This is a genomic window from Streptomyces sp. NPDC059582 (assembly GCF_042735715.1).
Lineage (GTDB): Bacteria > Actinomycetota > Actinomycetes > Streptomycetales > Streptomycetaceae > Streptomyces.
This window is the reverse complement of record NZ_JBHWCC010000008.1, coordinates 162615-187913: the sequence shown is the minus strand read 5'-3', so window position 1 is coordinate 187913 and position 25299 is coordinate 162615. Positions and strand designations below refer to the sequence as shown.

General features: G+C 72.0%; 25 protein-coding genes and 1 riboswitch. Of the genes, 13 read left to right on the top strand and 12 right to left on the bottom strand.

Features of this window, described 5'->3' with window-relative positions; all coding sequences use genetic code 11:
* Nucleotides 1-219: 219 nt before the first annotated feature.
* The 4 genes from ACFV0T_RS10530 (at nucleotide 220) to ACFV0T_RS10515 (ending at nucleotide 2435) form a co-directional block, all read left to right on the top strand.
* Nucleotides 220-630, top strand: a complete 411-nt coding sequence (locus tag ACFV0T_RS10530; RefSeq protein ID WP_385776610.1) for a VOC family protein — start codon at nucleotides 220-222, stop codon at nucleotides 628-630.
* Between the two features lie 142 nt (nucleotides 631-772).
* A complete protein-coding gene (locus ACFV0T_RS10525; RefSeq protein ID WP_385776609.1) occupies nucleotides 773-1180 on the top strand; it encodes a hypothetical protein in 408 nt (135 codons plus the stop codon).
* Nucleotides 1177-1683 carry a thiol-disulfide oxidoreductase DCC family protein gene (locus tag ACFV0T_RS10520; protein ID WP_385776607.1) on the top strand — a complete coding sequence of 169 codons (507 nt, stop codon included), beginning with the start codon at nucleotides 1177-1179 and terminating at the stop codon, nucleotides 1681-1683. The genes ACFV0T_RS10525 and ACFV0T_RS10520 overlap by 4 nt, the downstream gene beginning before the upstream one ends.
* Before the next feature lie 11 nt (nucleotides 1684-1694).
* The gene (locus tag ACFV0T_RS10515; RefSeq protein ID WP_385776605.1) at nucleotides 1695-2435 is read left to right on the top strand and encodes a TetR/AcrR family transcriptional regulator; all 741 of its coding nucleotides are present in this window, start codon (nucleotides 1695-1697) and stop codon (nucleotides 2433-2435) included.
* A gap of 33 nt (nucleotides 2436-2468) precedes the next feature.
* Here the strand turns inward: ACFV0T_RS10515 and ACFV0T_RS10510 are convergent, their stop codons facing one another.
* Nucleotides 2469-4892 (bottom strand): MMPL family transporter, encoded by a 2424-nt coding sequence (locus ACFV0T_RS10510; RefSeq protein WP_385776681.1) that lies wholly within the window; start codon nucleotides 4890-4892, stop codon nucleotides 2469-2471.
* A gap of 175 nt (nucleotides 4893-5067) precedes the next feature.
* Here ACFV0T_RS10510 and ACFV0T_RS10505 point away from each other — a divergent pair, with 175 nt between their 5' ends.
* Both ACFV0T_RS10505 and ACFV0T_RS10500 read left to right on the top strand, forming a co-directional pair.
* Nucleotides 5068-5757, top strand: coding sequence for a response regulator transcription factor (locus tag ACFV0T_RS10505; RefSeq protein ID WP_385776603.1), 690 nt, complete (start codon nucleotides 5068-5070; stop codon nucleotides 5755-5757).
* 56 nt (nucleotides 5758-5813) lie between these two features.
* The gene (locus tag ACFV0T_RS10500) at nucleotides 5814-7313 is read left to right on the top strand and encodes an ATP-binding protein (protein WP_385776601.1); all 1500 of its coding nucleotides are present in this window, start codon (nucleotides 5814-5816) and stop codon (nucleotides 7311-7313) included.
* A 63-nt stretch (nucleotides 7314-7376) separates the two neighbouring features.
* On the opposite strand, the gene ACFV0T_RS10495 is transcribed toward ACFV0T_RS10500, so the two are convergent.
* From ACFV0T_RS10495 to ACFV0T_RS10480, 4 genes are all read right to left on the bottom strand, one after another.
* Nucleotides 7377-7784, bottom strand: a complete 408-nt coding sequence (locus tag ACFV0T_RS10495; RefSeq protein WP_385776599.1) for an ATP-binding protein — start codon at nucleotides 7782-7784, stop codon at nucleotides 7377-7379.
* 110 nt (nucleotides 7785-7894) lie between these two features.
* The gene (locus ACFV0T_RS10490; protein WP_385776597.1) at nucleotides 7895-9433 is read right to left on the bottom strand and encodes an ABC transporter substrate-binding protein; all 1539 of its coding nucleotides are present in this window, start codon (nucleotides 9431-9433) and stop codon (nucleotides 7895-7897) included.
* Between the two features lie 174 nt (nucleotides 9434-9607).
* Nucleotides 9608-10951 carry a metallophosphoesterase gene (locus ACFV0T_RS10485; RefSeq protein ID WP_385776595.1) on the bottom strand — a complete coding sequence of 448 codons (1344 nt, stop codon included), beginning with the start codon at nucleotides 10949-10951 and terminating at the stop codon, nucleotides 9608-9610.
* A gap of 23 nt (nucleotides 10952-10974) precedes the next feature.
* On the bottom strand, nucleotides 10975-11214 hold the full coding sequence (locus ACFV0T_RS10480; protein WP_385776593.1) for an SCO4848 family membrane protein: 240 nt from the start codon (nucleotides 11212-11214) through the stop codon (nucleotides 10975-10977).
* A 91-nt stretch (nucleotides 11215-11305) separates the two neighbouring features.
* Here ACFV0T_RS10480 and ACFV0T_RS10475 point away from each other — a divergent pair, with 91 nt between their 5' ends.
* Nucleotides 11306-12610, top strand: a complete 1305-nt coding sequence (locus ACFV0T_RS10475; protein WP_385776591.1) for a D-alanyl-D-alanine carboxypeptidase family protein — start codon at nucleotides 11306-11308, stop codon at nucleotides 12608-12610.
* On the opposite strand, the gene ACFV0T_RS10470 is transcribed toward ACFV0T_RS10475, so the two are convergent.
* The 4 genes from ACFV0T_RS10470 to ACFV0T_RS10455 all read right to left on the bottom strand — a co-directional run bounded on the left by ACFV0T_RS10470 (nucleotide 12564) and on the right by ACFV0T_RS10455 (nucleotide 15574).
* Nucleotides 12564-13466: a YihY/virulence factor BrkB family protein gene (locus ACFV0T_RS10470; RefSeq protein ID WP_385776589.1), complete on the bottom strand. Its 903-nt coding sequence runs from the start codon at nucleotides 13464-13466 to the stop codon at nucleotides 12564-12566. The genes ACFV0T_RS10475 and ACFV0T_RS10470 overlap by 47 nt on opposite strands.
* Nucleotides 13454-13951, bottom strand: a complete 498-nt coding sequence (locus ACFV0T_RS10465) for a GtrA family protein (RefSeq protein WP_385776587.1) — start codon at nucleotides 13949-13951, stop codon at nucleotides 13454-13456. Before ACFV0T_RS10465 ends, ACFV0T_RS10470 begins: the two co-directional genes overlap by 13 nt.
* 119 nt (nucleotides 13952-14070) lie before the next feature.
* Nucleotides 14071-15054, bottom strand: coding sequence for a decaprenyl-phosphate phosphoribosyltransferase (locus tag ACFV0T_RS10460; RefSeq protein WP_385776585.1), 984 nt, complete (start codon nucleotides 15052-15054; stop codon nucleotides 14071-14073).
* Nucleotides 15047-15574 carry a phosphatase PAP2 family protein gene (locus ACFV0T_RS10455; protein WP_385776583.1) on the bottom strand — a complete coding sequence of 176 codons (528 nt, stop codon included), beginning with the start codon at nucleotides 15572-15574 and terminating at the stop codon, nucleotides 15047-15049. Before ACFV0T_RS10455 ends, ACFV0T_RS10460 begins: the two co-directional genes overlap by 8 nt.
* Before the next feature lie 133 nt (nucleotides 15575-15707).
* Here ACFV0T_RS10455 and ACFV0T_RS10450 point away from each other — a divergent pair, with 133 nt between their 5' ends.
* Complete coding sequence (locus tag ACFV0T_RS10450) at nucleotides 15708-17063, top strand: FAD-binding protein (RefSeq protein ID WP_385776581.1); 1356 nt, start codon at nucleotides 15708-15710, stop codon at nucleotides 17061-17063.
* A gap of 48 nt (nucleotides 17064-17111) precedes the next feature.
* Nucleotides 17112-17867, top strand: a complete 756-nt coding sequence (locus ACFV0T_RS10445; protein WP_385776579.1) for a decaprenylphospho-beta-D-erythro-pentofuranosid-2-ulose 2-reductase — start codon at nucleotides 17112-17114, stop codon at nucleotides 17865-17867.
* Between the two features lie 95 nt (nucleotides 17868-17962).
* Here the strand turns inward: ACFV0T_RS10445 and ACFV0T_RS10440 are convergent, their stop codons facing one another.
* Both ACFV0T_RS10440 and trpS read right to left on the bottom strand, forming a co-directional pair.
* Nucleotides 17963-18541: a 2'-5' RNA ligase family protein gene (locus tag ACFV0T_RS10440; protein WP_385776577.1), complete on the bottom strand. Its 579-nt coding sequence runs from the start codon at nucleotides 18539-18541 to the stop codon at nucleotides 17963-17965.
* A gap of 160 nt (nucleotides 18542-18701) precedes the next feature.
* On the bottom strand, nucleotides 18702-19715 hold the full coding sequence (gene trpS / locus ACFV0T_RS10435; RefSeq protein WP_385776575.1) for a tryptophan--tRNA ligase: 1014 nt from the start codon (nucleotides 19713-19715) through the stop codon (nucleotides 18702-18704).
* Between the two features lie 160 nt (nucleotides 19716-19875).
* Between trpS and ACFV0T_RS10430 the strand changes: the two genes are divergently transcribed.
* From ACFV0T_RS10430 to ACFV0T_RS10420, 3 genes are all read left to right on the top strand, one after another.
* A complete protein-coding gene (locus tag ACFV0T_RS10430) occupies nucleotides 19876-20478 on the top strand; it encodes an RNA polymerase sigma factor (RefSeq protein ID WP_385776573.1) in 603 nt (200 codons plus the stop codon).
* Complete coding sequence (locus ACFV0T_RS10425; RefSeq protein ID WP_385776571.1) at nucleotides 20471-21376, top strand: hypothetical protein; 906 nt, start codon at nucleotides 20471-20473, stop codon at nucleotides 21374-21376. The genes ACFV0T_RS10430 and ACFV0T_RS10425 overlap by 8 nt, the downstream gene beginning before the upstream one ends.
* A gap of 200 nt (nucleotides 21377-21576) precedes the next feature.
* The gene (locus ACFV0T_RS10420; RefSeq protein ID WP_385776569.1) at nucleotides 21577-22254 is read left to right on the top strand and encodes a hypothetical protein; all 678 of its coding nucleotides are present in this window, start codon (nucleotides 21577-21579) and stop codon (nucleotides 22252-22254) included.
* Nucleotides 22255-22343: 89 nt separating this feature from the next.
* On the opposite strand, the gene ACFV0T_RS10415 is transcribed toward ACFV0T_RS10420, so the two are convergent.
* Nucleotides 22344-23798 carry a glycine hydroxymethyltransferase gene (locus tag ACFV0T_RS10415; RefSeq protein ID WP_385776567.1) on the bottom strand — a complete coding sequence of 485 codons (1455 nt, stop codon included), beginning with the start codon at nucleotides 23796-23798 and terminating at the stop codon, nucleotides 22344-22346.
* A gap of 41 nt (nucleotides 23799-23839) precedes the next feature.
* Nucleotides 23840-23928: riboswitch (ZMP/ZTP riboswitch) on the bottom strand.
* Between the two features lie 122 nt (nucleotides 23929-24050).
* On the opposite strand from ACFV0T_RS10415, the gene rocD reads away from it, so the two are divergent.
* The gene (gene rocD, locus ACFV0T_RS10410) at nucleotides 24051-25241 is read left to right on the top strand and encodes an ornithine--oxo-acid transaminase (RefSeq protein WP_385776679.1); all 1191 of its coding nucleotides are present in this window, start codon (nucleotides 24051-24053) and stop codon (nucleotides 25239-25241) included.
* Nucleotides 25242-25299: the final 58 nt, after the last annotated feature.

Below are 25299 nucleotides of genomic sequence, written 5' to 3'. Positions count from 1 at the left end.
TGTGCGCAAACGGCCCACCGGCTTCCCCTCCCGCAATCAGCTGAAGAGTACTGAAGCCGGTCCACCACAGCGGGCTCAGGACCGGCGACCCGGTACAGGTAGACCTTTCAACGCCACCGCAGGGTCTCACCTCCGCCGGAGGGGCTGCGTCTCGGCCCAATGAGTGACCCCGCGGTCAGTCCGCCCGCCGGGCGGCGGCCTCTTACCTAATCTGATGGCATGTCAGATGACCAGTCGTACGAGCTGCTCGGCTTCGACAACGTCCTGCTTCCCGTCGGTGACATCGGTGAGGCCGTCGGGTTCTACGAGCGCGCCGGGTTCGCCGTGGGGTTCCGGTTCGACGAGGCCGGGATCGCTCAGATGAAGGTCGGGGGCGAGACGCCCGGGATTCTGCTGCGGCAGGAGGAGGGGCTCGGGCACCGGCCGCCGCCGTGGCCCTCGCCCCGGGTCTGGGTGGAGGTGCCGGACGCCCGCGCCGCGATGCGGGAGCTGGCGGACGCCGGGATCACGGCACTCGACGAGCCGGCCTCCGTGGCGACCGGCTGGACGGTCGAGATCGCCGACCCATGGGGCAACGTCCTCGGATTCACGGACTACACCAAGCGGCCCGAACTCGGCCGGAGGCCGTAGGGCCTGCCGTTCGGATCAGCCCGATGCCGCGGGGTGTGGCACGCGAGAGGCCGTGGCCGCACGGCAGGGTTGAACGCGTTCAAAAACAGGTCTACAGTCAGCCCTGACAGCATTTTGAACGCGTTCAACAAGGGGTGGGGACATGGATCTCACAGTCGTCGCGTACGTCGTCTACCTGCTGGTCAGCATCGGTCTGACCATCTGGGTGGCCCGCACGCTCAGCCGCAACGGGCGGGTCTTCCTGGCGGACGTGCTGCACGGGAACGAGAAACTCGCGGACGCCGTCAACCACCTCCTGGTGGTCGGCTTCTACCTCGTCAACCTCGGCTTCGTCGCGCTGTACCTGAGCGGCGACGACACCATCGCCGACACCCGCGAGGTCTTCGAGGCCCTGTCGACCAAGCTGGGCGTGGTGCTGCTGGTGCTCGGCGTGATGCACCTGGGCAACGTGTACGTGCTCAGCCGGATCCGGCGCCGCGGGGTGCTGGAGCGGGAGCAGGTGCCGCCGGTCGCGCCGCAGGGCTGGGTCGCCCCCACCGCCGGGGCGTGAGCACCGTGCCGGCCGTCGGGGCTGACCGGGACGCCGCGCGCGTCCCGGTCCGCCGGCTCACCGTGCTGTACGACGCCGAGTGCTCGGTGTGCGCCTTCGTACGCGACTGGCTCGCCCGCCAGCCCCAGTTGGTGCCCCTGGAGCTCGTACCGGCCGCCTCGGACGAGGCACGGCGGCGTTTCCCCGGCCTCGACCACCGGGCCACGCTCGACGACGTCACCGTCGTGGGCGACAGCGGGCAGGTCTACCAGGGCGCGGCCGCCTGGATCGTCACCCTGTGGGCACTGCGCGAACACCGGCCACTCGCGCACCGCCTGAGCACCCCCACCGGGGCGAAGCTCGCCAAGGGCGCCGTCCTCGCCGCCGCCCGGTGGCGCGGGGCGCAGTGGGGCGGCCGGGCGTACGCGCGCGTGGACGGATGGTCGTACGACCCCGCCCGAGGGTGGACGCACGCCGCCGGCTCCGCCCCCGACTGCGCCGACGGCACCTGCGCCACTCGTTAGGCTCTCTTCCCGTGCCTGCGAACAACGAGAGCCCCGGTGAGGGCGACGCGCCCACCAAGTCCGAGCAGACCCGCGCGCTGATCCTGGAGACGGCGATGCGGCTGTTCCAGGAGCGCGGCTACGACAAGACGACCATGCGGGCCATCGCCCAGGAGGCCGGGGTCTCCGTCGGCAACGCGTACTACTACTTCTCCGGCAAGGAACACCTGATCCAAGGCTTCTACGACCGTCTCGCCGCCGAGCACCGCGAGGCGGTCCGGGAGGTCCTGGACCGGGAGACGAGCCTGGAGGCGCGGCTCGCGGGCGTCCTGCGGACCTGGCTGGACGTCGCCACGCCGTACCACGAGTTCGCGGTGCAGTTCTTCAAGAACGCCGCCGACCCCGACAGCCCGCTCAGCCCCTTCTCCCCGGAGTCGGAGCACGCGCGCGTGGAGGCCATCGGCGTCCACCGGGAGGTGCTCGCGGGGGCGAAGGGCAAGGTGCCCGAGGAACTGCGGGACGTACTGCCGGAGCTGATGTGGCTCTCCCAGATGGGACTCGTCCTGTACTGGATCTTCGACCGCACCGACGGGCGCGAACGCAGCTACCGGCTCGCCGAGCGCGGCGCCCGCCTCACCGCGCGCGGCGTCGCGCTGGCCCGCTTCCGGGTGCTGCGGCCACTGGTGCTGGAAGTGCACGAACTGTTCACGGACTTCCTGCCGGGGATGACGAAGGCACTCCCCGATCCAGCGGCGCGCAGGTCTACCTCCTGAGGTGCCCGGCGTCGTGGGGACCTGCCCGGCCGGTCAGTTCACGGTGTCCATCTCGCCCTCGGTGAGCTCCACGTCGTGGACCAGCGGCCCGTCCGCCACGACGACGTGCCGGGCACGGGAACCGTACGAGGGGGCGGCCGTCGCCAGCAGATAGGTGCCCGGGGACGGGACGGAGAGGATGTACGAGCCGTCGGCCAGGGCGGACACCCGGTCCAGTTGCCGGCCGCCACGGCTCAGCAGGGTCACCGCGGCGCCCTCCACCGGGTCGCCGTCGGGGGTGCGGACGAAGCCGTGGACCACCGTGGCGGGACCGTCCCGCCCGACGACGCCCGCTTCCGGCACCGCCGACGCCACCGCCTCCTCCTTCGGCTCCACCGCGAGATGCGGCAGACGGCGGTCGAGCCAGGCAGGCAGCCACCAGTTGGAGTCGCCCAGGAGGTGCATCATGGCCGGCACCAGCGCCGTACGCAGGATGAACGCGTCGAGCGCCACCGCCGCCGCCAGGCCGACGCCGGCGACCGCCGCGCCCGCGTCGCCGCTGAGGACGAACGCCAGGAAGACGCAGACCATGATCAGGGCCGCGCTGTTGATGACCCGGCTGGTCTCCGCGAGGCCCACCCGGACCGCGCGCGCGTTGTCGCGCGTGTGCACCCACTCCTCGTGCATCCGGCTGACCAGGAACACCTGGTAGTCCATGGAGAGGCCGAACAGCAGGGACAGCATGATCACCGGCAGGAAGGCGTTGATCGGGCCCTCCTTGCCGAGGCCCAGCAGTTCCAGGCCCCAGCCCCACTGGAAGATCGCGACCAGGACGCCGAAGGAGGCCGCCGCGGCTATCAGGTTCATCACGGCGGCCGTCAGCGGCACCACCAGGGAACGGAAGGCGATCAGGAGCAGCAGGAAGCTCAGCCCGATGATGGTGACGACGAACAGCGGCAGCCGGTCGCCGGTGACGGACGCGAAGTCCTTGGAGACCGCGGTGACACCGCCGACGTGAGCCGTCGAGCCGGCGCGCGGGATCACGTCGTCGCGGAGGGTGTCGATGAGGTCGTCGGTCGCCTTCGACTGGGGTGACGTGGTGGGGACGACCTGGATGACCGTGACGCCCCGGGCGGGCGGCAGCGCGACGACCCGGGCCACCCCGGAGGTCGCCTCGATGTCCTTGACCAGCGTGGCCGTGTCGCCGCCGGTCGCCACCACCTGGAGCGGTGCGTTGAAGCCGGGCCCGAATCCCTCGGCGAGCAGGTCGTACGCCTGCCGGGTGGTCGTCGTGGTGTCGTCGTTGCCCTGGTCGGTGGCGCCCAGCCGCAACGACAGCACGGGCAGGGCGAGTACGGCCATGACGACGACGGCGAGTGCGGCGATCCGGCGCGGACGCCGCTGTACGCCCGCCGACCAGCGGGCCGCGAGACCGCTCGCGCGCTCCCGCTCGGGGCCGTCCGCGGCCAGCCGGCGCCGCTGCCTGCGGCTGAGGACACGCGGGCCGAGGAAACCGAGCAGGGCGGGCAGCAGGGTGGTGGCGGCGAGCACGCTCAGCACGACGGTGAGCGAGGTGCCGATGACCACGCCGTCCAGGAAGCGCAGGTTCGTCACCAGCATCCCGGCCAGCGCGATACAGACCGTGCCGCCCGCGAACAGCACCGCCCGGCCGGAGGTGTCGAGGGCGGTGACCGCCGACTCCTCGGGGTCGGCGCCGCGCAGGATGCCGCGCCGGTGCCGGGTGACGATGAACAGGGCGTAGTCGATGCCGACACCGAGGCCGATCAGCGACGAGAGCAGCGGCGCCAGGTCGGGGATGTCGGTGACGTGACTGAGGAGCTGGGTGGAGAACAGGCCCGTGCCGACGCCGAAGATCGCCACGCCGATCGGCAGGAGCATCGCGAAGAGCGAGCCGAAGGCGAGGAACAGCACGACCGCCGCAGCCCCGAGGCCGACCATCTCGGCGAGCCCCGTCGGCGGTTCCTGCACGCGCTGGATGGCCTGGCCGCCCAGCTCGACCCGCAGTCCGTCGGTTTCGGCGCCCCGCGCGGTGTCGACGACGTCCTGGACGAGCTCCTTGGGGACGGAGTTGGCCCGCTCGGTGAACGTGATCTGGGCGTACGCGATGCGCCCGTCACGGCTGATCTGCGCCGCGCCCCGGTCGGTGTAGGGGCCGGCGACCTCGCCGACCCCCTTCATCCTCGCCATCTTTGCCAGCGCGGGCTGGATCCGGGACCGTACGTCCTGGTCCCGGACCGAGCCGTCGTCGACCTTCCACACCACCGTGTCGGTGTCGCCCGCGCGCGCGGGGAAGGCCTTCGCCATCAGGTCGTACGCGCTTTTGGAGTCCGTGTTCGGGAGGGAGAAGACGTTCGCGTAGTCCGTCCCCGCCGTCGAGGCCGAGAAGCCCAGGCCGAACAGGGCACCCACCCACAGCAAGAGGACCACCAGCCGGTGCCGGTAGCACCACCGCGCCAATGCCGCCACGTTCAACGCTCCTTGTTCGATTGCCGGTCGATCGGTCGGTCCCCCAGGTCCTGCGCAACAGGATCGGCGGCACCGCACGCGCGTGGACACGGCTCACGTATGACTCTCAAGGAACTCCAAAGCGGGAACCGGCCCGGCTGTCAGTGCTCGCGCCGATACTGGGGGCATGTCGACGGCCCCTGGCACCGTGCTGGTCGTGGAGGACGAGCCGAGCATCGCGGACGTCCTCGCCATCGCGCTGCGCTACCACCGCTTCGAGGTCATGGTCGCGGGCACCGTCCGCGAGGCGCTCGCCCTCGTCGCCCGCACGCGGCCCGACGTCGCGCTGCTCGACGTCATGCTCCCCGACGGCGACGGCCGTGCCCTGGGCCGTGAACTGCGCGCCGCGCGGCCGGAACTGGCGCTGGTGTTCCTGACCGCGCGGGACTCCCCCGCCGAGATCGTCGGCGCCCTGGGCTTCGGCGACGACTACATCACCAAGCCGTTCAACATCGACGAGGTCGTCGCCCGGATCACCGCGGTGCTGCGCCGCACCCGCCCGGCCGACGTCCTCCCGCAGCGGCCGCCCCTGCGCTACGGCGACCTGGAGCTGGACGAGACGACGTACTCGGTGCACCGCGCGGGCCGCACGGTCGAGCTCACCCCCACCGAGTACGCGCTGCTGCGCTTCCTGGTGCGCAACGGCGGCCGGATCGTGCCCAAGGAGCAACTCCTGCGCCATGTCTGGCAGTACGAGCACACCCCGCCGGAGTCGACGGTCGTCGAGACCTACATCAGCTATCTGCGCCGCAAGCTGGACACACCGGGAGCGCCGGTGATCACCACGCGGCGGGGTGTCGGATACGGGCTGGCATGAGGCTCCCCGGCCCCCTGAAACCGCCCAGGCCACCGAAGATGCCCAGGGCGCCGAAGATGCCCAGGTCCCTGAGGCCGCCCAGGCCCCCGAGGCTGCCCGGACGCCGTCCGCGGCTCCACGCCACCCGGGGCATCCACTCGCTGCGCGTCAAACTCACCCTGGCCAACGTGGCGCTGCTTGCCCTGGGCATCGTCGCCGCCACCGCCGTCAGCCTCATGGGCATGCGGCACTACCTGCTCGACCAGATCGACGCCGAGCTGACCCAGACCCGGGACTCGCTGGCCGGTTCGCACCTCACCATGCGGCAGATCGACTCGATCGCCGTGCTGGGCTTCGCCCGCGACTGGGCCGTCCCCGGGGAGGGCGACGACCGGCCGGCGCCCGACACCCTCTTCGTCGCCGTCGACGGCGACACCGGCGAGGCCGTCACCGTCCTCGGCGTCGCGCCGACCGAGGCGCAGCGCGGCCTGGCGAAGGCGGTCACCGACCCGGGCGTACTCGCCGACGACACGGAGCCGCACGACGTGACGGTCCGCGGCGCCCCGTACCGCGCGACCGGGACACGGCTCCCCGACGGCACGGACATCCTGCTGGCCACGTCGACGGACGCCCTGCACAAGGGCATAGCCAAGGCACTCAAGCTCGACCTCGCCGTCGGCACGCTGCTGCTGGCGCTGCTGGCCTGTCTGACGCTGTTCAGCGTGCGGCGCCGGATGCTGCCGCTGGAGGACATGGTGGAGACCTCGTCGGCGATAGCCGAGGGGGACCTGACCCGGCGGATCCCCTCCCGTCACCATCCGACGCAGGAGGTCGAGCAGCTGCGGCTGGCCCTCAACGCCATGCTCCACCAGGTGGAGTCGGCGTACCGCACGCGCGAGCGAACGGCGGCCCAGTTGCGCCGGTTCGTCGCCGACGCCTCGCACGAGCTGCGCACCCCGCTGGCCGCGATCCGCGGCTACCTCCAGCTGTACGACAAGGGGATGCTGCGCGACCCCGCCGAACGGAAACGGGCCTGGGACCGGATGACGGGGGAGGCCGACCGCATGGGGCACCTGGTGGACGAGCTGCTCACCCTCGCCCGTCTCGACCAGCAGCCCGAACTGCGGCTGCGGCACGTCGACGTCAGCTGCCTGGTGCGGGACGCGGCCGAGGACCTGCGGGCGCAGCAGCCCGGACGGCCGGTCACGGTCGGCGCCGACGGCGCGCTGCTGGTCCACGCCGACGAGTCGGGGCTGCGCCAGGTGCTCGGCAACCTGGTGGCCAACGTGCGCACGCACACGCCCGCCGATGTGCCGGTGCGGCTCGGGGTGGAGCGCGCGGACGGCGTCGTGCGGCTGTGTGTGGCGGACGAGGGTCCGGGGCTCGCGGCGGAGGACGCGTCGCGCATCTTCGACCGCTTCTTCCGGGCCGGGGGCGGCGCGGGCAGCGGACTGGGCATGGCGATCGTGCAGGGGTTGGTGCGGGCGCACGGCGGCGACGTCGCGGTGTGCACGGCACCGGGCGAGGGACTCACGGTGACGGTGACCCTGCCCGCGCGCACGCCGGTACGGCCGTAGCGGCCGGGGCGGATCGGGCGGCCGGGGCGCGGGCCGCGGCCCGTGACGGGTCGGGGCCAGGTGTCAGGGCGGGTCGGGGGCCATGACCAGTGCCCACACCGTCTTCCCGTGCCGGCCCCGGCTCCACACCCCCCAGGCCGCGGCGACATGCTCCACGAGGTGCAGGCCGCGGCCCGTCTCCGCCCACTCCCCCACCACCCGCAGCCGTGGTTCGAGCCGGCCCTCGTCGGACACCTCGATGAGGCAGGAGCCGTCGGCGAGGGCGGTCACCGCCACCTCGAACTCCCGTTCCAGCAGGGGCCCGTGACGTACGACGTTGGTGGCGAGCTCGGACACGAGCAGGACGGCGTCGTCCAGCGCCGGGTCACCGGGCGTGTGCCCCCAGTCGGCCAGATGGTCCCGCACCCGGCGCCGGGCGAGTCCGACGGACGCCGGATGCCTGGGCAGCCGGAAGGAGTTGCGTCTCGACACGTCGGCTCCTCACCCCGCCCACACCTCCGTCACACGATGCTGCGTGGGGTGACTGCCCGCCGTCGTGCCCGCCCAAGCGGGTCCACGGCCTCGGGTCCTGCGACCGGGCGTCAGATCCAGGTCAGACGCCACAGCCGGAAGCTGCCGTTGCCGTCCGACAGGTACTGGCCGCCGCCGACGTCCTCACTGCTGACGACGTACTCCTTGCGCTGCCACAGCGGGACGAGCGGCACGTCCGCGGCGACGTCCGCCTGGAGTTCGCGGAAGTCCGCGGCGACACGGCCGCGGTCGGCGTACTGCTGGGTGGACCCGATCAGCCGGTCGACGTCCTTGCTGCTGTAGCCGGTGTGCATGGTGCTGCCGGTGCCGACGAGCGGCGCGGCGAAGGTGTCCGGGTCGGGGTAGTCGGCGACCCAGCCGACCGCGTACGCGTCGAGCCTGCCGTTCGCCCACCGCTTCTGGAAGTCGGTCCACTCGTAGCCCGTGACCGTGACCTTGAACAGGCCACTGGCCTCCAACTGCCGCTTGAGTTCGGCGGCTTCCTCGGCGGCGGCGCCGCTGCCGATGCCGTAGCCGTAGGTGAAGCGGACGGGGGTGCTCACCCCGGCGTCGGCGAGCAGCTGCTTCGCCTTCGCGCGGTTCTGCTCGGGGTAGTTGTCGAAGAACGACGTGGTGTGGCCGGTGATGCCGGCCGGGATCAGTGAGTACAGCGGCTCGACGGTGCCGGCGTACACCGTCGAGGCCAGTTCCTCACGGTTGATCAGCCAGGCCAGGGCGCGCCGGACCTGCCGGTCGTGCAGCGAGGAGTTCGCGCGGGTGTTGAGGTACAGGTTGCGGGTCTCGGAGCTGTCGGCCTCGAAGACGCGTCTGCCGGGGTCGCTCGCCGAGAGACCGGCGAGGACCTTGGGCGGCAGCTGCCGGGTGGCGACCTCCATCTGCTCGGCGTTCCAGGCGCTGTCGAGCGCGCCGGCGTCCTTGTAGTAGCGCAGCTCGATGGGCCGCCCGGTGTTCAGGGCGCCGTCGTACCGCGTGTTGGGCGACAGCACCGCCGTCTTGCCCTTCGTATACGACGACAGGACGTACGGTCCGCTGCCGTCGACGTCCGAACCGGTGCGCAGGGCGTCCTTCGGGTAGCGCGTGCTGTCGACGATCGCGCCGGCGCCGGTGGCCACCTTGAACGGGAACGTGGCGTCGGAGGAGGACAGATGGAAGGTGACGGTCGAGCCGGCGGCGTCCACCGACCCGAGGGTGGAGAACAGGGACGCCGGGCCTACGTCGGCGTCGATCTTCTTGACCCGGTCGAAGGAGAACTTCACGTCCTGGGCGGTCACCGCGCGTCCGCCGGAGAAGGTCAGGCCCTTGCGCAGCTGGCACCGGTACGTACGAAGACCACCGTCCTCGAAGGCGCAGCTCTCGGCCGCGTCCGGCACGGGCTCGGTGCCGCCGGGCTCGAACGTGAGCAGCGACTGGAAGACGTTGCTGTACAAGGCCCAGGATCCGGCGTCGTAGGCCCCGGCCGGGTCGAGCGACGTGACGATGTCCGTCGTGCCGACCCTGATGGTCCTGTCCTTGTTCTGCTGCGACGGCAACAGCTGCCGGCCGCACACTCCGATGGCCGCCAGCACAAGCAGCGTGACCAGAATTCGCATGCGAACGGATCGCACGGTGCCCTCCCCAGGCGCCCCAGCGCAAAGCCACTCCCCTAAGCGGCGCGGTCACCTAACCACAGGAGTTTCCGGCGGGGAAGGGCATTCCGGTGAGATGAGAATGAACTCACCGAGGGGTGTTTCCGGTGGGTTTCACAGGCTTCCCACAGGGGGTCGTCAGGCCTGCGCCGACGCCAGTTCGATCACCGTGATGTCCGAGGGCGCGCCCACGCGCGTGGGCGGTCCCCAGGCGCCCGCGCCCCGGGAGACGTAGAGCTGGGTGTCGCCGTAGCGCTCGAGGCCCGCGACCGTCGGGTTGGCCGCGGCCGCGATGAGGTTGCCGGGCCAGAGCTGGCCGCCGTGGGTGTGGCCGGAGAGCTGGAGGTCGACGGCGTGGGCGACGGCCTCGTGGATCTGGACCGGCTGGTGGGCGAGGAGCACGCACGCGCGTGCCGTGTCGCGATCACCGAGGGCCTCGGTGAAGTCCGGGCCCTGGCCCTCGCCGGCGCCGCGGAGGTCGTTGACCCCGGCGAGGTCGAAGTGGGGCAGTTCGGTGCGGGCGTTCTCCAGGGGGTGCAGGCCCAGCCGGCGGACCTCCTCGACCCACTGCTCGGCGCCGGAGAAGTACTCGTGGTTGCCGGTGACGAAGAAGGCCCCGTGCCGCGCCCTCAGCTGCGCGAGCGGCGCGGCGGCCGGACCCAGGTCCTTGACGCTGCCGTCGACCAGGTCGCCGACGACGGCGATCAGGTCGGGCTGCGTCGTGTTGATCGTGTCGACGACCTTCTGCGCGAAACCCCGGCCCAGGACGGGGCCGAGGTGGATGTCGCTGACGACCGCGATCCGGTAGCCGTGGGCGGCGCGCGGGAGCTTGGCCAGCGGGACGGTGACCCGCTTCACCCTCGGGCCGCGCAGAACGCCGTACGTGCCGTAGCCGACCGTGCCGACGGCGGCCGCGGCCGCGGTGCCGCCGACCACCCGGGAGACGAACAGGCGGCGGGAGGGGGCGGCGAGGGGGCGGAGGGACTCCGGCTCAGGTGACTCCCGGGGCTCCGGAGACTCCGTGGGCTCCGGTGACTCCGGGGGCTCGGGTGACCGCGTGTCGTCGTGCGGTGCCGGCGCCGTCGCAGCTGCCGCCTTCGCCGTCACCGTCGCCGTCGCCGGTGCCGTCTCGCGCTGCGGTGCGGTCGCGGTCGCGCGCGTCCGGCGTTCCAGGAAGCGGCGCAGCAGGGGACGTACGACCTCGCCGGCCAGGACGGCCAGCAGCAGGTAGACCGACAGGGCCAGCCACAGGAACCCCGGCCAGGCCAGCACGCGCTGGAGCCAGAAAGGCGCGCCGGCGCGCTCGGCGACCAGCGCGCCGACCGCCAGCGCCCAGCCGGCCACGATCAGCGCGGCGCCCGCCCGGCGGACCGGGCCGGGACCGCTCGTCGTGTCGCGGAACAGGCGCCGCCACACATACCGGTTGGCCATCACGACGACGGCCACAACGGCGAGGGCGAGCAGCACGAAGACGATGACCACTGTGCCGTAATCCCCCGTTGTCGTTATGACGTGCGGCGCAGTGCGCGCAGTCCGCGCAACCCGATGCCCCCGACGACCGTCCCCAATACGAAGGAGACGACGGCGAGCGTCAGATGCACCCAGAAGTACGCGGTGGGATGCCCGTCGTCGAACGCGAGCCCGCTGCTGTCCTTGATCAGGTTTTTGACGAAAGTGACCCAGATGACCCAGCTCCACACTCCGAAGGCGAGCAGGAACCAGGAGATCCGGCGGCTGAGCTTCATACGTTCAGTATCGCCGCCCGGTGTCCGGTTCCGTTACCGGGGTGGGGTGGGTGCTGGGACATCGCGGGGTGCGGCATGTACGTTCTCGGTCGTGCCCGCACCCCTGAAGACCGGCAGGCGGCGCCTGCTGGTCGCCTCCGCGACCTTGTTGTCCCTCGCGCTGACCGCGCCCGCCGCCCTCGCGGCCCCGGGTCCGTCGACGAGTCCGTCCGCCACGCCCTCGACCAGTCCGTCGGCCACTCCCCCGGCGCACATGTCGAGCGTGGGCGGTGCGCAGCTCGGCCGGGCCGGAGCACAGGTCAATCTGGGCGCCGGGGCCCCCGTGCTGCCGAAGGACCTGACCGCGCGCTCCTGGATCGTCGCCGACGCCGAGTCCGGCGAGGTGCTCGCCGCGAACAACGCCCACTGGCGGCTGCCCCCGGCGAGCACCCTGAAGATGCTGTTCGCCGACACCCTGCTGCCGAAGTTCCCGAAGACCGAGAAGCGCAAGGTCACCTCCGCAGACCTGGCGGGCATCGGATCCGGGTCCAGCATGGTCGGGATAAAGGAGAACGAGACCTACACGGTCCACGACCTGTGGCTCGGCGTCTTCCTGCGTTCCGGGAACGACGCGGTGCACGTGCTGTCGTCGATGAACCACGGCACCGCCAACACCGTCAAGGAGATGAACGAGCACGCCGAGGAGCTCCAGGCCCTCGACACGAACGTGGTGACCCCGGACGGTTACGACGCCGGCGGCCAGGTCTCCTCCGCGTACGACCTGACGCTGTTCGCCCGCTCGGGGCTGCAGAAGGCGGACTTCCGCGAGTACTGCTCGACCGTGCGGGCCGATTTCCCGGGCGAGACGAAGAAGGACGACAAGGGCAAGACGGTCCGCGAGTCCTTCGAGATCCAGAACACCAACCGGCTGCTCAGCGGCGACAGCGACATCTCGGTCTACCAGGGCATCGCCGGCGTCAAGAACGGCAACACCACCAACGCGGGCGCCACCTTCACCGGTGTCGCCGAGCGCGACGGCCGGGTGCTGCTCGTCACGGTCATGAAGCCGGAGAAGGACGAACACAACGAGGTCTACAAGGAGACCGCGAAGCTCTTCGACTGGGGCTTCAAGGCGGCCGGCAAGGTGCGGCCGGTGGGCGAGCTGGTGCCGCCGAAGGGCACCGACCAGAGCGGCCAGCCGGAGGCCACCGCTGCGGCCGGTGAGGCCGGTGGCGCCGACGACGGCACCGGTACGACGTCCTCGACGCCGGTGGCCGCCGCCTCGGCCGACGACGGATCCGGCGGGATCGGTATCGCGCTCGCGGTCATCGGCGGGCTGCTGGTGCTGCTCGCGGGCGGCGCGTTCCTGGTCAACCGTCGGTGGCCGCTGCCGGATCTGGTGCGTCGTCGCCGCTGAGCTCGGTCTCCTTGCTCTGCGTCGCCGTCCAGGAGGCGCAGAACAACAGCAGCTTCGTGGTGAAGTTGATCCACAGCAGCAGGGCGACGGGGACGCCGAACGCCCCGTACATGCTCTTGGTGGCGACGCCCTGCATGTAGCCGCTCAGCAGCAGTTTCAGCAGTTCGAAGCCGACCGCGCCGATCAGTGCCGCCACGACCAGCCGGCGGCGCCGCGGTTCGACGCCCGGCAGCAGGGTGAGGACGTACAGGAGCACCAGGAAGTCGGCGAGCACGGCGACGGCGAACGCGATGATCTGGAGCAGGACGCTGCCCCAGCTGTGCTCGTCGAGCCCGATGTGCCGGGCGCTCCAGCCGACGGCGGACGAGGCGACGGCGGACGCGGCGAACGTGATCAGCACGGCGCCGCCGAGGCCGAGCAGGACGCCGGTGTCCTTGGCCTTGCGCAGGAGGGGGTTCTCCTCGCTGTCGGGCAGCTCCCACACCGCGCGCAGGCACTCGCGCATCTGGCCGACCCAGCCGATGCCGGTGAACAGCAGGACGGCGCCCGCGATGAGGCCGACGGTGCCGGCGTTCTGGATCAGCGCGTCGAGGTCGAGCTGTTCGGAGATGCCGGGGACCTGGTCGGCGATCTGGTTCTCGATCGTCTTCTGCCGTTCGGTGCTGAGCGTGGCCGCGGCGATCGCCGCGGCCACCGTCAGCAGCGGGAAGAGCGCGATGAAGCTGATGAACGTCATCGCGGCGGCGAGCCGCGTCCACTTCACCCGGTCCAGACGCTCGTACGAGCGCCACGCGTGCGTGGTCATCAGGCGCGTCAGCAACGGCCCGATCCCGGGAAGCTTCTTCAGCCAGTCCATGATCCGACCCTGCCCTCGTCGCCCTTGTCCTCCTCCACGCGGAAGACAAGTGTCCTGGTACCCCAGAACCGCAGGACAGTGGCCAGCGCCATGCCGACTCCCGCTCCGGAGACGATGTCCGCGCGCGGGGAGGTGAGACCGAGGCCGTAGTGGCTGACGGTCAGGCACAGCAACTGCACCAGCGCGCCGGCGAGGTTCACGGCGAGGAAGACGGCGTAGCGGCGCCAGGGCGAGCCGCAGCGGCCCCGGTACGGACCGAGGGCGTTGCCCGCGTAGGCGACCGTGCAGCCCGCGGCGAAGGACAGGGCTTTGGCGGAGAGCGGGTCGAGGGCGGCGGGGCCGCGCAGGTAGGCGAAGAGGGCCAGGTCGACGGCGTACGCGACGAGGCCGACGGTGGCGAAGCCGAGGAGTTCGCGGTGCGGGAGGCGGACGGTGGGTCCACGCGCGGGCCGCCGCCCCGCCGCACCCCACGCCGGGCGACGCACCGCCCGGCTCGCGGCCGGGCGGCTCGCTGCTCGGTTCGCGGCCGGGCGCACCTGTCCGCTCAACGGGCCACGCACCGGGCCACGCGGGGGGCGGCTCACCGGCCCGCTCGCCGGGCCATTCACCAATTGGCCACCGCCAGCCCGTACATCGCGAGCCAGACCAGGCCGATGAGGGCGAGGGCGCGGTCGCGCAGGACGACCTCCTCGGGTTCGCCCGCGGTGCCGCGGTCGGCGAAGACGGCGTAGCGCAGGACGGCCAGGATGAAGGCGACCATCGACAGCTGGCGCCAGGGCAGCAGGCCGGTGTGCGGGACCCCGCCCTCCTCCAGGGCCCACAGGCAGTAGGCGAGGACGGCGACCCCGGCGGCCAGCTGCCAGACGAAGCGGAGGTAACCGGTGGTGTACTCGGTGAGCAACGCGCGCGTGGCACCCGCTTTTCCGGCCATCTGGACGGCTTCCGAGTAGCGCTTGGCCGCCACCATGAACAGGGCCCCGAATCCGGTCGTGATCAGGAACCAGCGCGACAGCGGGATGCCGAGCGCGAGCCCGCCGATCATCGCCCGCATCAGGAAGCCGGTCGTGACGACGGCGAGATCCACCACGAGGACGTGCTTGAGGCTGACGCAGTACGCCAGTTGCATGCCGATGTACGCCGTCAGCAGGGCCGCGACGGCGGGCGAGGTCAGCCACGCGGCGGCGGCCGGCGCCAGCACGGCCAGGGCGGTTCCCACGGCGTACGCGAGCGGCACCGGCACCCGCCCGGCGGCCACCGGGCGGTGGCGCTTGGTGGGGTGGGCGCGGTCGGCCTCGGCGTCCCGGGCGTCGTTGATCAGGTAGACGGCGGCGGCGCAGGCCGTGAACAGGGCGAAGACCAGGGCGAGTCGGGTGGCCGCGTGGGCGGAGAAGAGCCGGCCCGCGGCCGCCGGGGCGGCCAGGACCAGGACGTTCTTGACCCACTGTTTAGGGCGCGCGGTCCTCAGGAGGCCGCTCAGGACGGCGCCTGCGCGCGGGTGCGGTGCGGGTCGCTCGCGCCGGGTGCGCTGCTCCAGAAGAGACGTTTCCGGAGCGCGTGGGGCGCGCGGTGAAGGCGCGGTCTCAGTCATCGGCACCCCTGCTCATCCAACGCGCTCCGAGCAGCGCCGTGAGCGCTCCGAGGGCGGCGCCCGCCGCCACGTCCGAGGGGTAGTGGACGCCGACGATCAGGCGGGAGAGGCACATCGCGGCGGCGAGCGGCGGGACGACGTACGCCCCGAGCGTTCCGTAGGCGACGGCGGCGGCCGCGGCGGAGGTCGCGTGCGAGCTCGGGAAGGAGTGCCGTCCGGCGGTGCGCACCCGGGGGCGGACGTGGGTGGGGCGCGGACGGCGCACGACCCGCTTCACCCCCATGCTGACGACGTGCGCGCCGGCGGTGAGCGCGGTCCCGCGCAGCCAGGCACCGCGTCGCGCGCCGTCCACCGCGGCTCCCGCGAGGCCCGCCGCGACCCAGAGCGCGCCGTGCTCCCCCACGCGGGACAGGGCACGGGCGGCACCCGCGACGCGGGGGTCCGTGCCGCGGGCGTGGAACGCCGAAAGGATGCGGTGGTCGAGGTCGACTCTGTGCTCCATGTGGTCCATGTCGTCCATGTGTGTTCACTGTTCACGCCGACACCGCTGGAACTCCGGCAATATTGAGCGACATCCCATTAATCACCCATTTCGGGGAGGGTAGCTATGTTTCAGAACTAATCCCTCATACAAGGGCGATACGGTCACCGTCATGCCTGCCGACACCGTTTCCGTCACGGGATGGGGCCGCACCGCTCCCTCCACAGCCCGTCTGGTCCGGCCCAGGACGTACGAGGAGGCCGTGGTCGCCGTCCGGGACTGCGGAGCCCGCGGCGGCATCCCCAGAGGGCTGGGACGGGCGTACGGGGACGCGGCGCAGAACGCCGGCGGCGCGGTGTTCGACATGACGGGCCTGGACCGCGTCCACGCGATCGACGCCGACGGCGGGACCGTGCTCTGCGCCGCGGGCGTCTCCCTGCACCGGCTGATGCAGATCCTGCTGCCCCTCGGATGGTTCGTGCCGGTGACCCCCGGCACCCGTCACGTGACGGTCGGCGGAGCGATCGGCGCGGACATCCACGGCAAGAACCACCATGTGTCGGGCTCCTTCTCCCGCCATGTGCTGTCGCTGGAACTGCTCACCGCGGACGGCTCGGTCCGGACGGTGAGCCAGGGCACGCCCCTGTTCGACGCGACCGCGGGCGGCATGGGCCTGACCGGGGTGATCCTCACCGCCACCCTGCGGCTCCAGCCCGTAGAGACCTCGCTCATGTCCGTCGACACCGAACGCGCCACGGACCTCGACGACCTGATGGCCCGTATGACGGCCACCGACCACCTCTACCGCTACTCGGTCGCGTGGATCGACCTGCTGGCGCGCGGCGCGGCGACCGGGCGCGCGGTGCTGACGCGCGGCGACCACGCGCCGCTGGACGCGCTGCCGAAAGGCGCACGCGCGCGTAGGGACCCGTTCGCCTTCCGGCCGTTGCGGCTGCCGGCCGCGCCCGCCTTCCTGCCCGAGGGACTGCTCAGCCGGCGAACCGTGGGATTGTTCAACGAGTTCTGGTACCGGAAGGCGCCCCACGCGCGTACCGGCGAACTGCAGAAGATCTCGGCCTTCTTCCACCCGCTGGACGGGGTCCCCCACTGGAACCGCGTCTACGGCCGCGGCGGCTTCGTGCAGTACCAGTTCGTCGTCGGACACGGCGAGGAGGAGGCCTTGCGCCGGATCGTGCGGCGCATCGCGCGACACCGCTGCCCGTCCTTCCTCGCCGTCCTCAAGCGCTTCGGCGACGCCGACCCGGGCTGGCTGTCCTTCCCGGTGCCCGGCTGGACCCTCGCCCTGGACATCCCGGCCGGGCTGCCCGGCCTCGGCACCCTCCTCGACGAGCTGGACCACGAGGTGGCCGCCGCGGGCGGGCGGGTCTACCTCGCCAAGGACTCCCGGCTGCGGCCCGAGCTGCTCGGCGCGATGTACCCGCGGCTCGCCGAATTCCAGGAGCTGCGCGCGGAGCTCGACCCGGGCGGTGTCTTCACGTCCGACCTGTCCCGGCGCCTCGGCCTCTGAGACCCCCCGACCCCATCGCGATCCCCTCGCCACTCGCTAGGAGCTGTCATGAAGGACGCCTTCGGCATCCCCCAGTCCCTGCTCGTCCTCGGCGGCACGTCGGAGATCGCGCTCGCCACCGCGCGCCGCCTGATCGCCCGCCGCACCCGCACGGTGTGGCTGGCCGGACGCCCGTCCCCCGGCCTCGAACAGGCCGCGGCACACCTGCGCGCGCTCGGTGCCGACGTGCACACCGTCGCCTTCGACGCGCTCGACCCCGACTCCCACGAGACCGTGCTCGGCAAGGTCTTCGCGGAGGGCGACATCGACATGGTGCTGCTCGCCTTCGGCGTCCTCGGCGACCAGGCGCACGACGAGCGCGAACCGGCGAACGCGGTGCGCGTCGCGCAGACCAACTACACGGGCGCGGTGTCCGCCGGACTCGTCAGCGCCCGCGCGCTCCAGACGCAGGGCCACGGCTCGCTCGTGGTGCTGTCCTCGGTCGCCGGCGAGCGCGCCCGCCGCTCGAACTTCATCTACGGCTCCAGCAAGGCCGGCCTGGACGTCTTCGCCCAGGGCCTGGGCGACGCGCTGCACGGCACCGGCGTGCACGTCATGGTCGTACGCCCCGGGTTCGTCCGGTCGAAGATGACCGAGGGGCTGGAGGAGGCGCCGCTCGCGACGACACCGGAGGCGGTCGCCACGGCCATCGAGCTGGGTCTGCGCCGACGCTCGGAGACGGTGTGGGTGCCCGGGGCGCTGCGGCTGGTGATGGCGGCGCTGCGGCATCTGCCGCGGGGGGTCTTCCGTCGGCTGCCGGTCTAGGTGTGCCGTCCGGGCTGGTCCGGTCGGCGCCGCACTGGTCCTACCGGGCCGGTCCTACCAGGTTGGTCCACCGGGCCGGTCCTACCAGGTTGGTCCTACCGGGTGGGGAGGGAGCCGTGCTCCACGGGGCCGGCCTGCGGCGGTACCACCGCTCCTCCGAAGGGGAACTCCCGCAGCTTGCGCCACACCCCGTCGGGTCCCTGCTCGTAGAGGGCGAAGCCGGTGCACGGCCACTCGGCCTCGTAGTCGGCGAGCTCCGCGAAGGCACGGTCCATGGCTGCGTCGTCGATACCGTGCGCCACCGTGACGTGCGGGTGGTACGGGAACGGAAGGTCCCGGGCGACCGGCCCGGAGGCGGCCCGGATCTGCTGCTGAAGCCAGGCGCAGGACTCGGTGCCGGCGACGATCCGCACGTACACCACCGGCGACAGGGGCCGGAAGGTGCCGGTGCCGCGCAGCCGCATCGGGAAGGGGCGGCCGACGCCCGCGACCTCGACGAGGTGCGCCTCGACCGCGGGGAGCACGGCCGCGGCGACCTCGGTCGGGGGCAGCAGGGTGACGTGGGTGGGGATGCCGTGAGCCGCGGCGTCGCCGAAGCCCGCGCGCAGCTGCTGGAGCTGGCTGCCGTGAGGCTCCGGGACCGCGATCGACACGCCGATCGTTACGGTCCCCACGTCGTCTCCTGTCGTCGTGTCGGATGTATCCCGGATGGGTGCCGGGTTTGTTCTCAGCCGTCCGGCTATCGACTGTAAGGCCACGGCTGGGCTGTGGGCAGGCGCAGCCGTAGTGATGTGCAGCGCTCTGCCCAGTGGTACGTGTGTGCGGTGGTGCGCCTCAGTGCTTGGCGGGCAGGAAGCCGACCCTCTCGTACGCCTGGGAGAGGGTCTCCGCGGCGACCGCGCGCGCCTTCTCCGCGCCCTTGGCCAGGATCGAGTCCAGCGTCTCCGGGTCGTCCAGGTACTGCTGCGTGCGCTCCCGGAACGGCGTCACGAACTCGACCATGACCTCGGCCAGGTCCGTCTTCAGCGCACCGTAACCCTTGCCGTCGTACTTCTCTTCCAGTTCGGCGACACCCGCCCCGGTGAGGGTCGAGTAGATGGAGAGCAGGTTGCTCACGCCCGGCTTGTCCTGCGGGTCGAAGCGGATGACGGTGTCGGTGTCGGTGACCGCGCTGCGAACCTTCTTGGCGGTGGCCTTGGGGTCGTCGAGGAGGTTGATGAGGCCCTTCGGCGTGGACGCCGACTTGCTCATCTTGATCGACGGATCCTGGAGGTCGTAGATCTTCGCCGTCTCCTTGAGGATGTACGGCTTCGGGATGGTGAAGGTCGGGCCGAAGCGGCCGTTGAAGCGCTCGGCGAGGTCACGGGTCAGCTCGATGTGCTGGCGCTGGTCCTCGCCGACCGGGACCTCGTTGGCCTGGTAGAGCAGGATGTCGGCGACCTGGAGGATCGGGTACGTGAACAGGCCGACGGACGCCCGGTCGGCGCCCTGCCTGGCGGACTTGTCCTTGAACTGGGTCATGCGCGATGCCTCGCCGAAGCCGGTGAGGCAGTTCATGATCCAGGCGAGCTGGGCGTGCTCGGGCACATGGCTCTGGACGAAGAGCGTGCAGCGCTCCGGGTCGAGACCGGCCGCGAGGAGCTGGGCGGTGGCCAGGCGCGTGTTGGCACGCAGCTCCGCCGGGTCCTGCGGGACCGTGATCGCGTGCAGGTCCACGACCATGTAGAACGCGTCGTGGGACTCCTGCAGGGCCACCCACTGGCGGACGGCGCCGAGATAGTTGCCGAGGTGGAACGAGCCTGCGGTGGGCTGGATTCCGGAGAGCACGCGGGGTCGATCAGAGGCCATGTTCACCATTCTCTCAGTTGAAGGCCCCCCCTAAAAACAGCGGGGGATTCCCGGCTCGCGCCATTCGCTCGTCCAGCGGGCGGCCGGGTCCCGCGCGATCCCGCACGAACTGGTCCGCGACGGGTGGGAACCGATCCGTCTCCTGCGGTGTAACAAGAATGTGAGGACGCGGGAGGGGGGCCGCATCGTCGATGAGGCCGCGGTGATCGCACGCGTACGCGCCGGAGAGCCGGAGGCGTACGCGCAGCTGGTGCGGGCCCATACGGGCATCGCGCTGCGGGCGGCCGCCGCGCTCGGGGCGGGGGCGGACGCGGAGGACGTGGTGCAGCAGGCCTTCGTGAAGGCCTACTGCTCGCTGGGGCGGTTCCGGGACGGCGCGGCGTTCAAGCCGTGGCTGCTCTCGATCGTCGCCAATGAGACGAGGAACACCATGCGCACGGCGGCGCGGCAGCGCACGCTCGCCGGCCGGGAGGCGGCCTTCGCGGAGGCGGAGCCGCTGATACCGGAGTCGGCGGACCCGGCGGTCGCGACGCTGGATGCGGAGCGCCGCGCGGCACTGCTGACCGCCCTGGAGAAGCTGAGCGAGGAACATCGGCTGGTCGTCACCTACCGCTATCTCCTGGAGATGGACGAGTCCGAGACCGCGCAGGCGCTGGGCTGGCCCCGCGGCACGGTGAAGTCCCGGCTGAACCGCGCGCTGCGCAGGCTGGGGCGGCTCCTGCCGGACTTCCGGCCCCGGGAAGGAGGTGGTGATCATGAGTGAGGGCAGGGGGTCGTACGAGGGTGCGCGCGGCCGGCTCCCGGACGAGCTGCGGGAGCTCGGGCGGTCGCTGGACCCTCCCGGGACGGCGGCCCGGTCGGAGTCGATGGCCGAGCGGGTGCTGGAGCGGATACTCGCCGAGCGGCTGCCGGTGCCGGTGGCCGAGCCGCCGGGGCGCGCTGAGCGGCTGCGGGCGCTGCGGCGCTGGACGGGGGCGCGGTGGCGCTCGCTGACGGCGACGCTGTGCGCGCTGCTGGCGGTGCTCGTGCTCACGCCCCCGGTGCGGGCGGCGGTCTTCGACTGGTTCGGCTTCGGCGGGGTCGAGGTGCGGTACGACCCGTCGGCGGTGCCCTCGCCGGGTGCCGAGGTCCCGGGCTGCGGACGCTCGGTGTCGCTCGCGCAGGCCGCGCGGCGGACCGGCTTCGAGCCACTGGTGCCGCGGGCGCTCGGCGTGCCGGACACGGTGACGGTGACCGGGGAGCCGCGCGGGCGGTCCCTGGTGAGCCTGTGCTGGCGGGAGCGGGGGCATGTCGTCCGGCTGGACGAGTTCCCGGCGCGGCTGGACGTGGGCTTCGCCAAGACCGTGCGTGAACAGCCGGAGTGGCTGTCGCTGGGCACCGCGCCCCCGGTCGGTGGCCTCCAGGACCCGGCGCTGTGGTTCCCGCGGCCGCACCTGCTGAGTTTCTGGCTGGTGGACGCGGACGGCACCCGCTTCACCCGCGAGCAGCGGACGGCGGGGCCGACGCTGCTGTGGACCCATGCCACGGACACCGGCACCGGCACGGGATCCGATGACGTGACGCTGCGGCTGGAGGGGGTGGCGTCGAAGGAACGGGCGGTGGAGATCGCCCTGTCGCTCACGGGTGGCGTCTCGGGAGAGGGCGCGGACGGCGTCGGGTAGGGACGCGCCCACGGGCCACGGAAATCCTCGCAGCAGTTCGGAACAGTGCGGGCGAGGTGGGAACCCCGGCGGGTCGGGCGGTGTACCAGAAGTGACAGGCGGCCCACGGACGGACCGCCAGGGACGGACGGTTGGGGGACATGATGGGCGGACGGAAACGCGCGGTTCGTGAACTCGGAGCGCTGACCGGGGCGTTGGCGATGACGCTCACACTGATGCTGTGGGGCGCGTCGTCCGCTTCGGCGGGCGGCCCGACCAGTGTGCTGGTGACCTCACCCGGAAGCGGGAAGGCCACCGCGCGGTACTACTCGGACAAGGAGTACGACAAGCTGGCACAGCTGCTCGGCCCCTCGGGCACGGGCACGCGTGACAAGCCGCCGGAGGCCGATCTGAGCCTCGCCTCGCAGATCAACGTCACGTGGCTGGCGCACGACATATCGCCCTGGCGGCTGGACCGGGTCTTCCCCGTCGAGTCCGGGCCGCGGGCGGTCTGGATCCACACCGCGGCCAACGTGCCCGAGAACCTGAACGGTTACTGGCACCGCGCCGACCACCCCGTCGAACTGCGCGCCCTGCTCGAGAAGATGGGCGTGGCGGGCAAGGCCTCGGGCGCGGGCTACTCCGGCATCCCCCCGGCACCGTGGCAGTCGCAGGACGCCACGGCCACGCCGGAAGCCGACACGGGGACGGTCACCGTGCAGGCCTCCGTGCCGGGCGCGGGCGACGACGGGTGGGCTCACTGGTGGTGGACGCTGCCCGGACTGGCCGCGGGCATCGCCCTGGGCTCCGGCGGGACGCTGCTGATACGCCGCGCGGCGGCCCGGCGCGCTGCCGGACCGCCGCGGGAGGAGCCGCACCAGGAGCTGATCGACCTCTAGGGCCTTTTCCCTGGCCCGCAGTGATCTGTACCGACCCGCAGTGACCTGTACTGACCCGTGTCGGCCCCGTCTGACCGGGACCAGCGGTGTCAGACGCCGAGGTCGATCTCCGGGTACAGCGGGAAGGTCGAGACGAGGTCCGAGGCACGGTGCGAGATCTCGTCCGCGATCTTCGGGTCGAGGATGTGCTGGGCCTTGGAGGGGGCGCCCTTGGAGGTGGTGCCGGCCTCGGCGGTGGTCAGGACGCGGTCGATGAGGCCGGCGACCTCGTCCATCTCGGCGGTGCCCAGGCCGCGGGTGGTCAGGGCGGGGGTGCCGATGCGGATGCCGGAGGTGTACCAGGCGCCGTTGGAGTCGGACGGGATGGCGTTGCGGTTGGTGACGATCCCGGATTCCAGCAGGGCGGCCTCGGCCTGGCGGCCGGTGAGGCCGTAGGAGGAGGTGACGTCGATCAGGTTGAGGTGGTTGTCCGTGCCGCCGGTCACGAGGGTGGCGCCCCGCCGCATCAGGCCGTCCGCCAGCGCGCGGGAGTTGTCGACGATGCGCTGGGCGTAGTCCTGGAAGGAGGGCTGACGTGCCTCGGCCAGGGCGACGGCCTTGGCGGCCATGACGTGCGGGAGCGGGCCGCCGAGGACCATCGGGCAGCCACGGTCGACCTGGTCCTTGAGGGAGTCGTCGCACAGGACCATGCCGCCGCGCGGGCCGCGCAGCGACTTGTGGGTGGTCGTGGTGACGATCTGGGCGTGCGGGACCGGGTCGAAGTCGCCGGTGAGGACCTTGCCGGCGACCAGGCCCGCGAAGTGGGCCATGTCGACCATGAGCGTGGCGCCGACCTCGTCGGCGATCTCGCGCATGATGCGGAAGTTCACGAGACGGGGGTAGGCGGAGTAGCCGGCGACGATGATGAGCGGCTTGAACTCGCGGGCGGAGGCGCGCAGTGCCTCGTAGTCGATGAGGCCGGTGGCGGGGTCGGTGCCGTAGGAGCGCTGGTCGAACATCTTTCCTGAGATGTTCGGGCGGAAACCGTGGGTGAGGTGGCCGCCCGCGTCCAGGGACATGCCCAGCATGCGCTGGTTGCCGAAGGCGCGGCGCAGCTCGGCCCAGTCGGCCTCGGAGAGGTCGTTGACCTGGCGCACGCCCGCCTTCTCCAGGGCGGGGGTCTCGACGCGCTGGGCGAGCACGGCCCAGAAGGCGACGAGGTTGGCGTCGATGCCGGAGTGCGGCTGGACGTAGGCGTGGCGGGCGCCGAACAGCTCGCGGGCGTGTTCGGCGGCGAGGGCCTCGACGGTGTCGACGTTGCGGCAGCCGGCGTAGAAGCGGCGGCCGACGGTGCCTTCGGCGTACTTGTCGCTGAACCAGTTGCCCATGGCCAGGAGGGTGGCCGGGGAGGCGTAGTTCTCGGAGGCGATCAGCTTGAGCATCTCGCGCTGATCGGCGACCTCCTGGCCGATGGCGTCGGCGACGCGCGGCTCGACGGCGCGGATGACGTCGAGGGCGGCGCGGAAGGCGATGGACTCGGTGGAGAGGGGCTGCTGCTCTGTCATCTCGGCCTCCGGGCGGCGTGGCTACTGACGGTCACGGTTCACGGCTCGGCCCAGGCGCACGGCACTGATCACTCACAGGCCGCTCCCCGATGGTCCGTCCCATCCCAGCGCGCCAGTCACGGCCTGCCCGAAAGCCTACCGGGCGCGTCGCCGGGGCAGGTCCCTCGTCCACCATACGAGCGACGATAGGAAGGAGGTCAGCCTCATCCTCTGGAGATCACCGTGACCGATCCCGTGACCACCACCGAGTCCATGATCCGAGCGGCCGAGGCGCACAGCGCGCACAACTACCACCCGCTGCCGGTGGTCGTCGCCACCGCCGACGGCGCGTGGATGACGGACGTCGAGGGGCGCCGCTATCTGGATCTGCTGGCCGGTTACTCGGCGCTCAACTTCGGGCACGGCAACCGGCGGCTGATCGCGGCGGCGAAGGCGCAGCTGGAGCGGGTGACGCTGACGTCCCGGGCGTTCTACCACGACCGTTTCGCGGCGTTCTGCGCGGAGCTCGCCGAGCTGTGCGGGATGGAGATGGTGCTGCCGGTGAACACGGGGGTGGAGGCGGTCGAGACGGCTGTGAAGACGGTCCGGAAGTGGGGGTACCGGGTCAAGGGTGTGCCGGCCGGGAGGGCGAAGATCGTGGTCGCGGGCAACAACTTCCACGGCCGGACGACGACGGTCATCAGCTTCTCCACCGATCCGGAGGCGCGGGCGGACTTCGGGCCGTACACGCCGGGCTTCGAGATCGTGCCGTACGGGGATCTCACGGCGATGCGGGCGGCGCTGACGGAGAGCACGGTGGCAGTGCTGCTGGAGCCGATCCAGGGCGAGGCGGGTGTGCTGGTGCCGCCGGCCGGTTATCTGCCCGCGGTGCGGGAGCTGACCCGGGAGCGGAACGTGCTGTTCGTCGCCGACGAGATCCAGTCGGGGCTGGGCAGGACGGGGCGGACCTTCGCCTGTGAGCACGAGGGCGTGGTGCCCGACGTGTATGTGCTGGGGAAGGCGCTGGGCGGCGGGATCGTGCCGGTGTCGGCGGTGGTGTCGAGCGCCGCGGTGCTGGGGGTGTTCCGGCCCGGGGAGCACGGGTCGACGTTCGGCGGGAATCCGCTGGCCTGTGCGGTGGCGCTGGAGGTGATCGCGATGCTGCGGTCGGGCGAGTACCAGGCGCGGGCCGCCGAGCTGGGCGGGCATCTGCACCGGGAGCTGGCGGCGCTGACCGGGACCGGGCGGGTGACGGCGGTGCGCGGGCGCGGGCTGTGGGCGGGCGTCGACATCGCTCCGGCGTGCGGGACGGGCCGGGAGGTCTCCGAGCGGCTGATGGACCGGGGGGTGCTGGTGAAGGACACCCACGGCGCGACCGTCCGGATCGCGCCGCCGTTGGTGATCGGGAAGGAGGAGCTGGACTGGGGGCTGGACCAGCTGCGGGCGGTACTGAGCGGCGCCTGACCGGAGCGGCGCGCGCTCGGCCGGACGGGCGGACGGGGCGCCGCTGGACCGGGCGGAC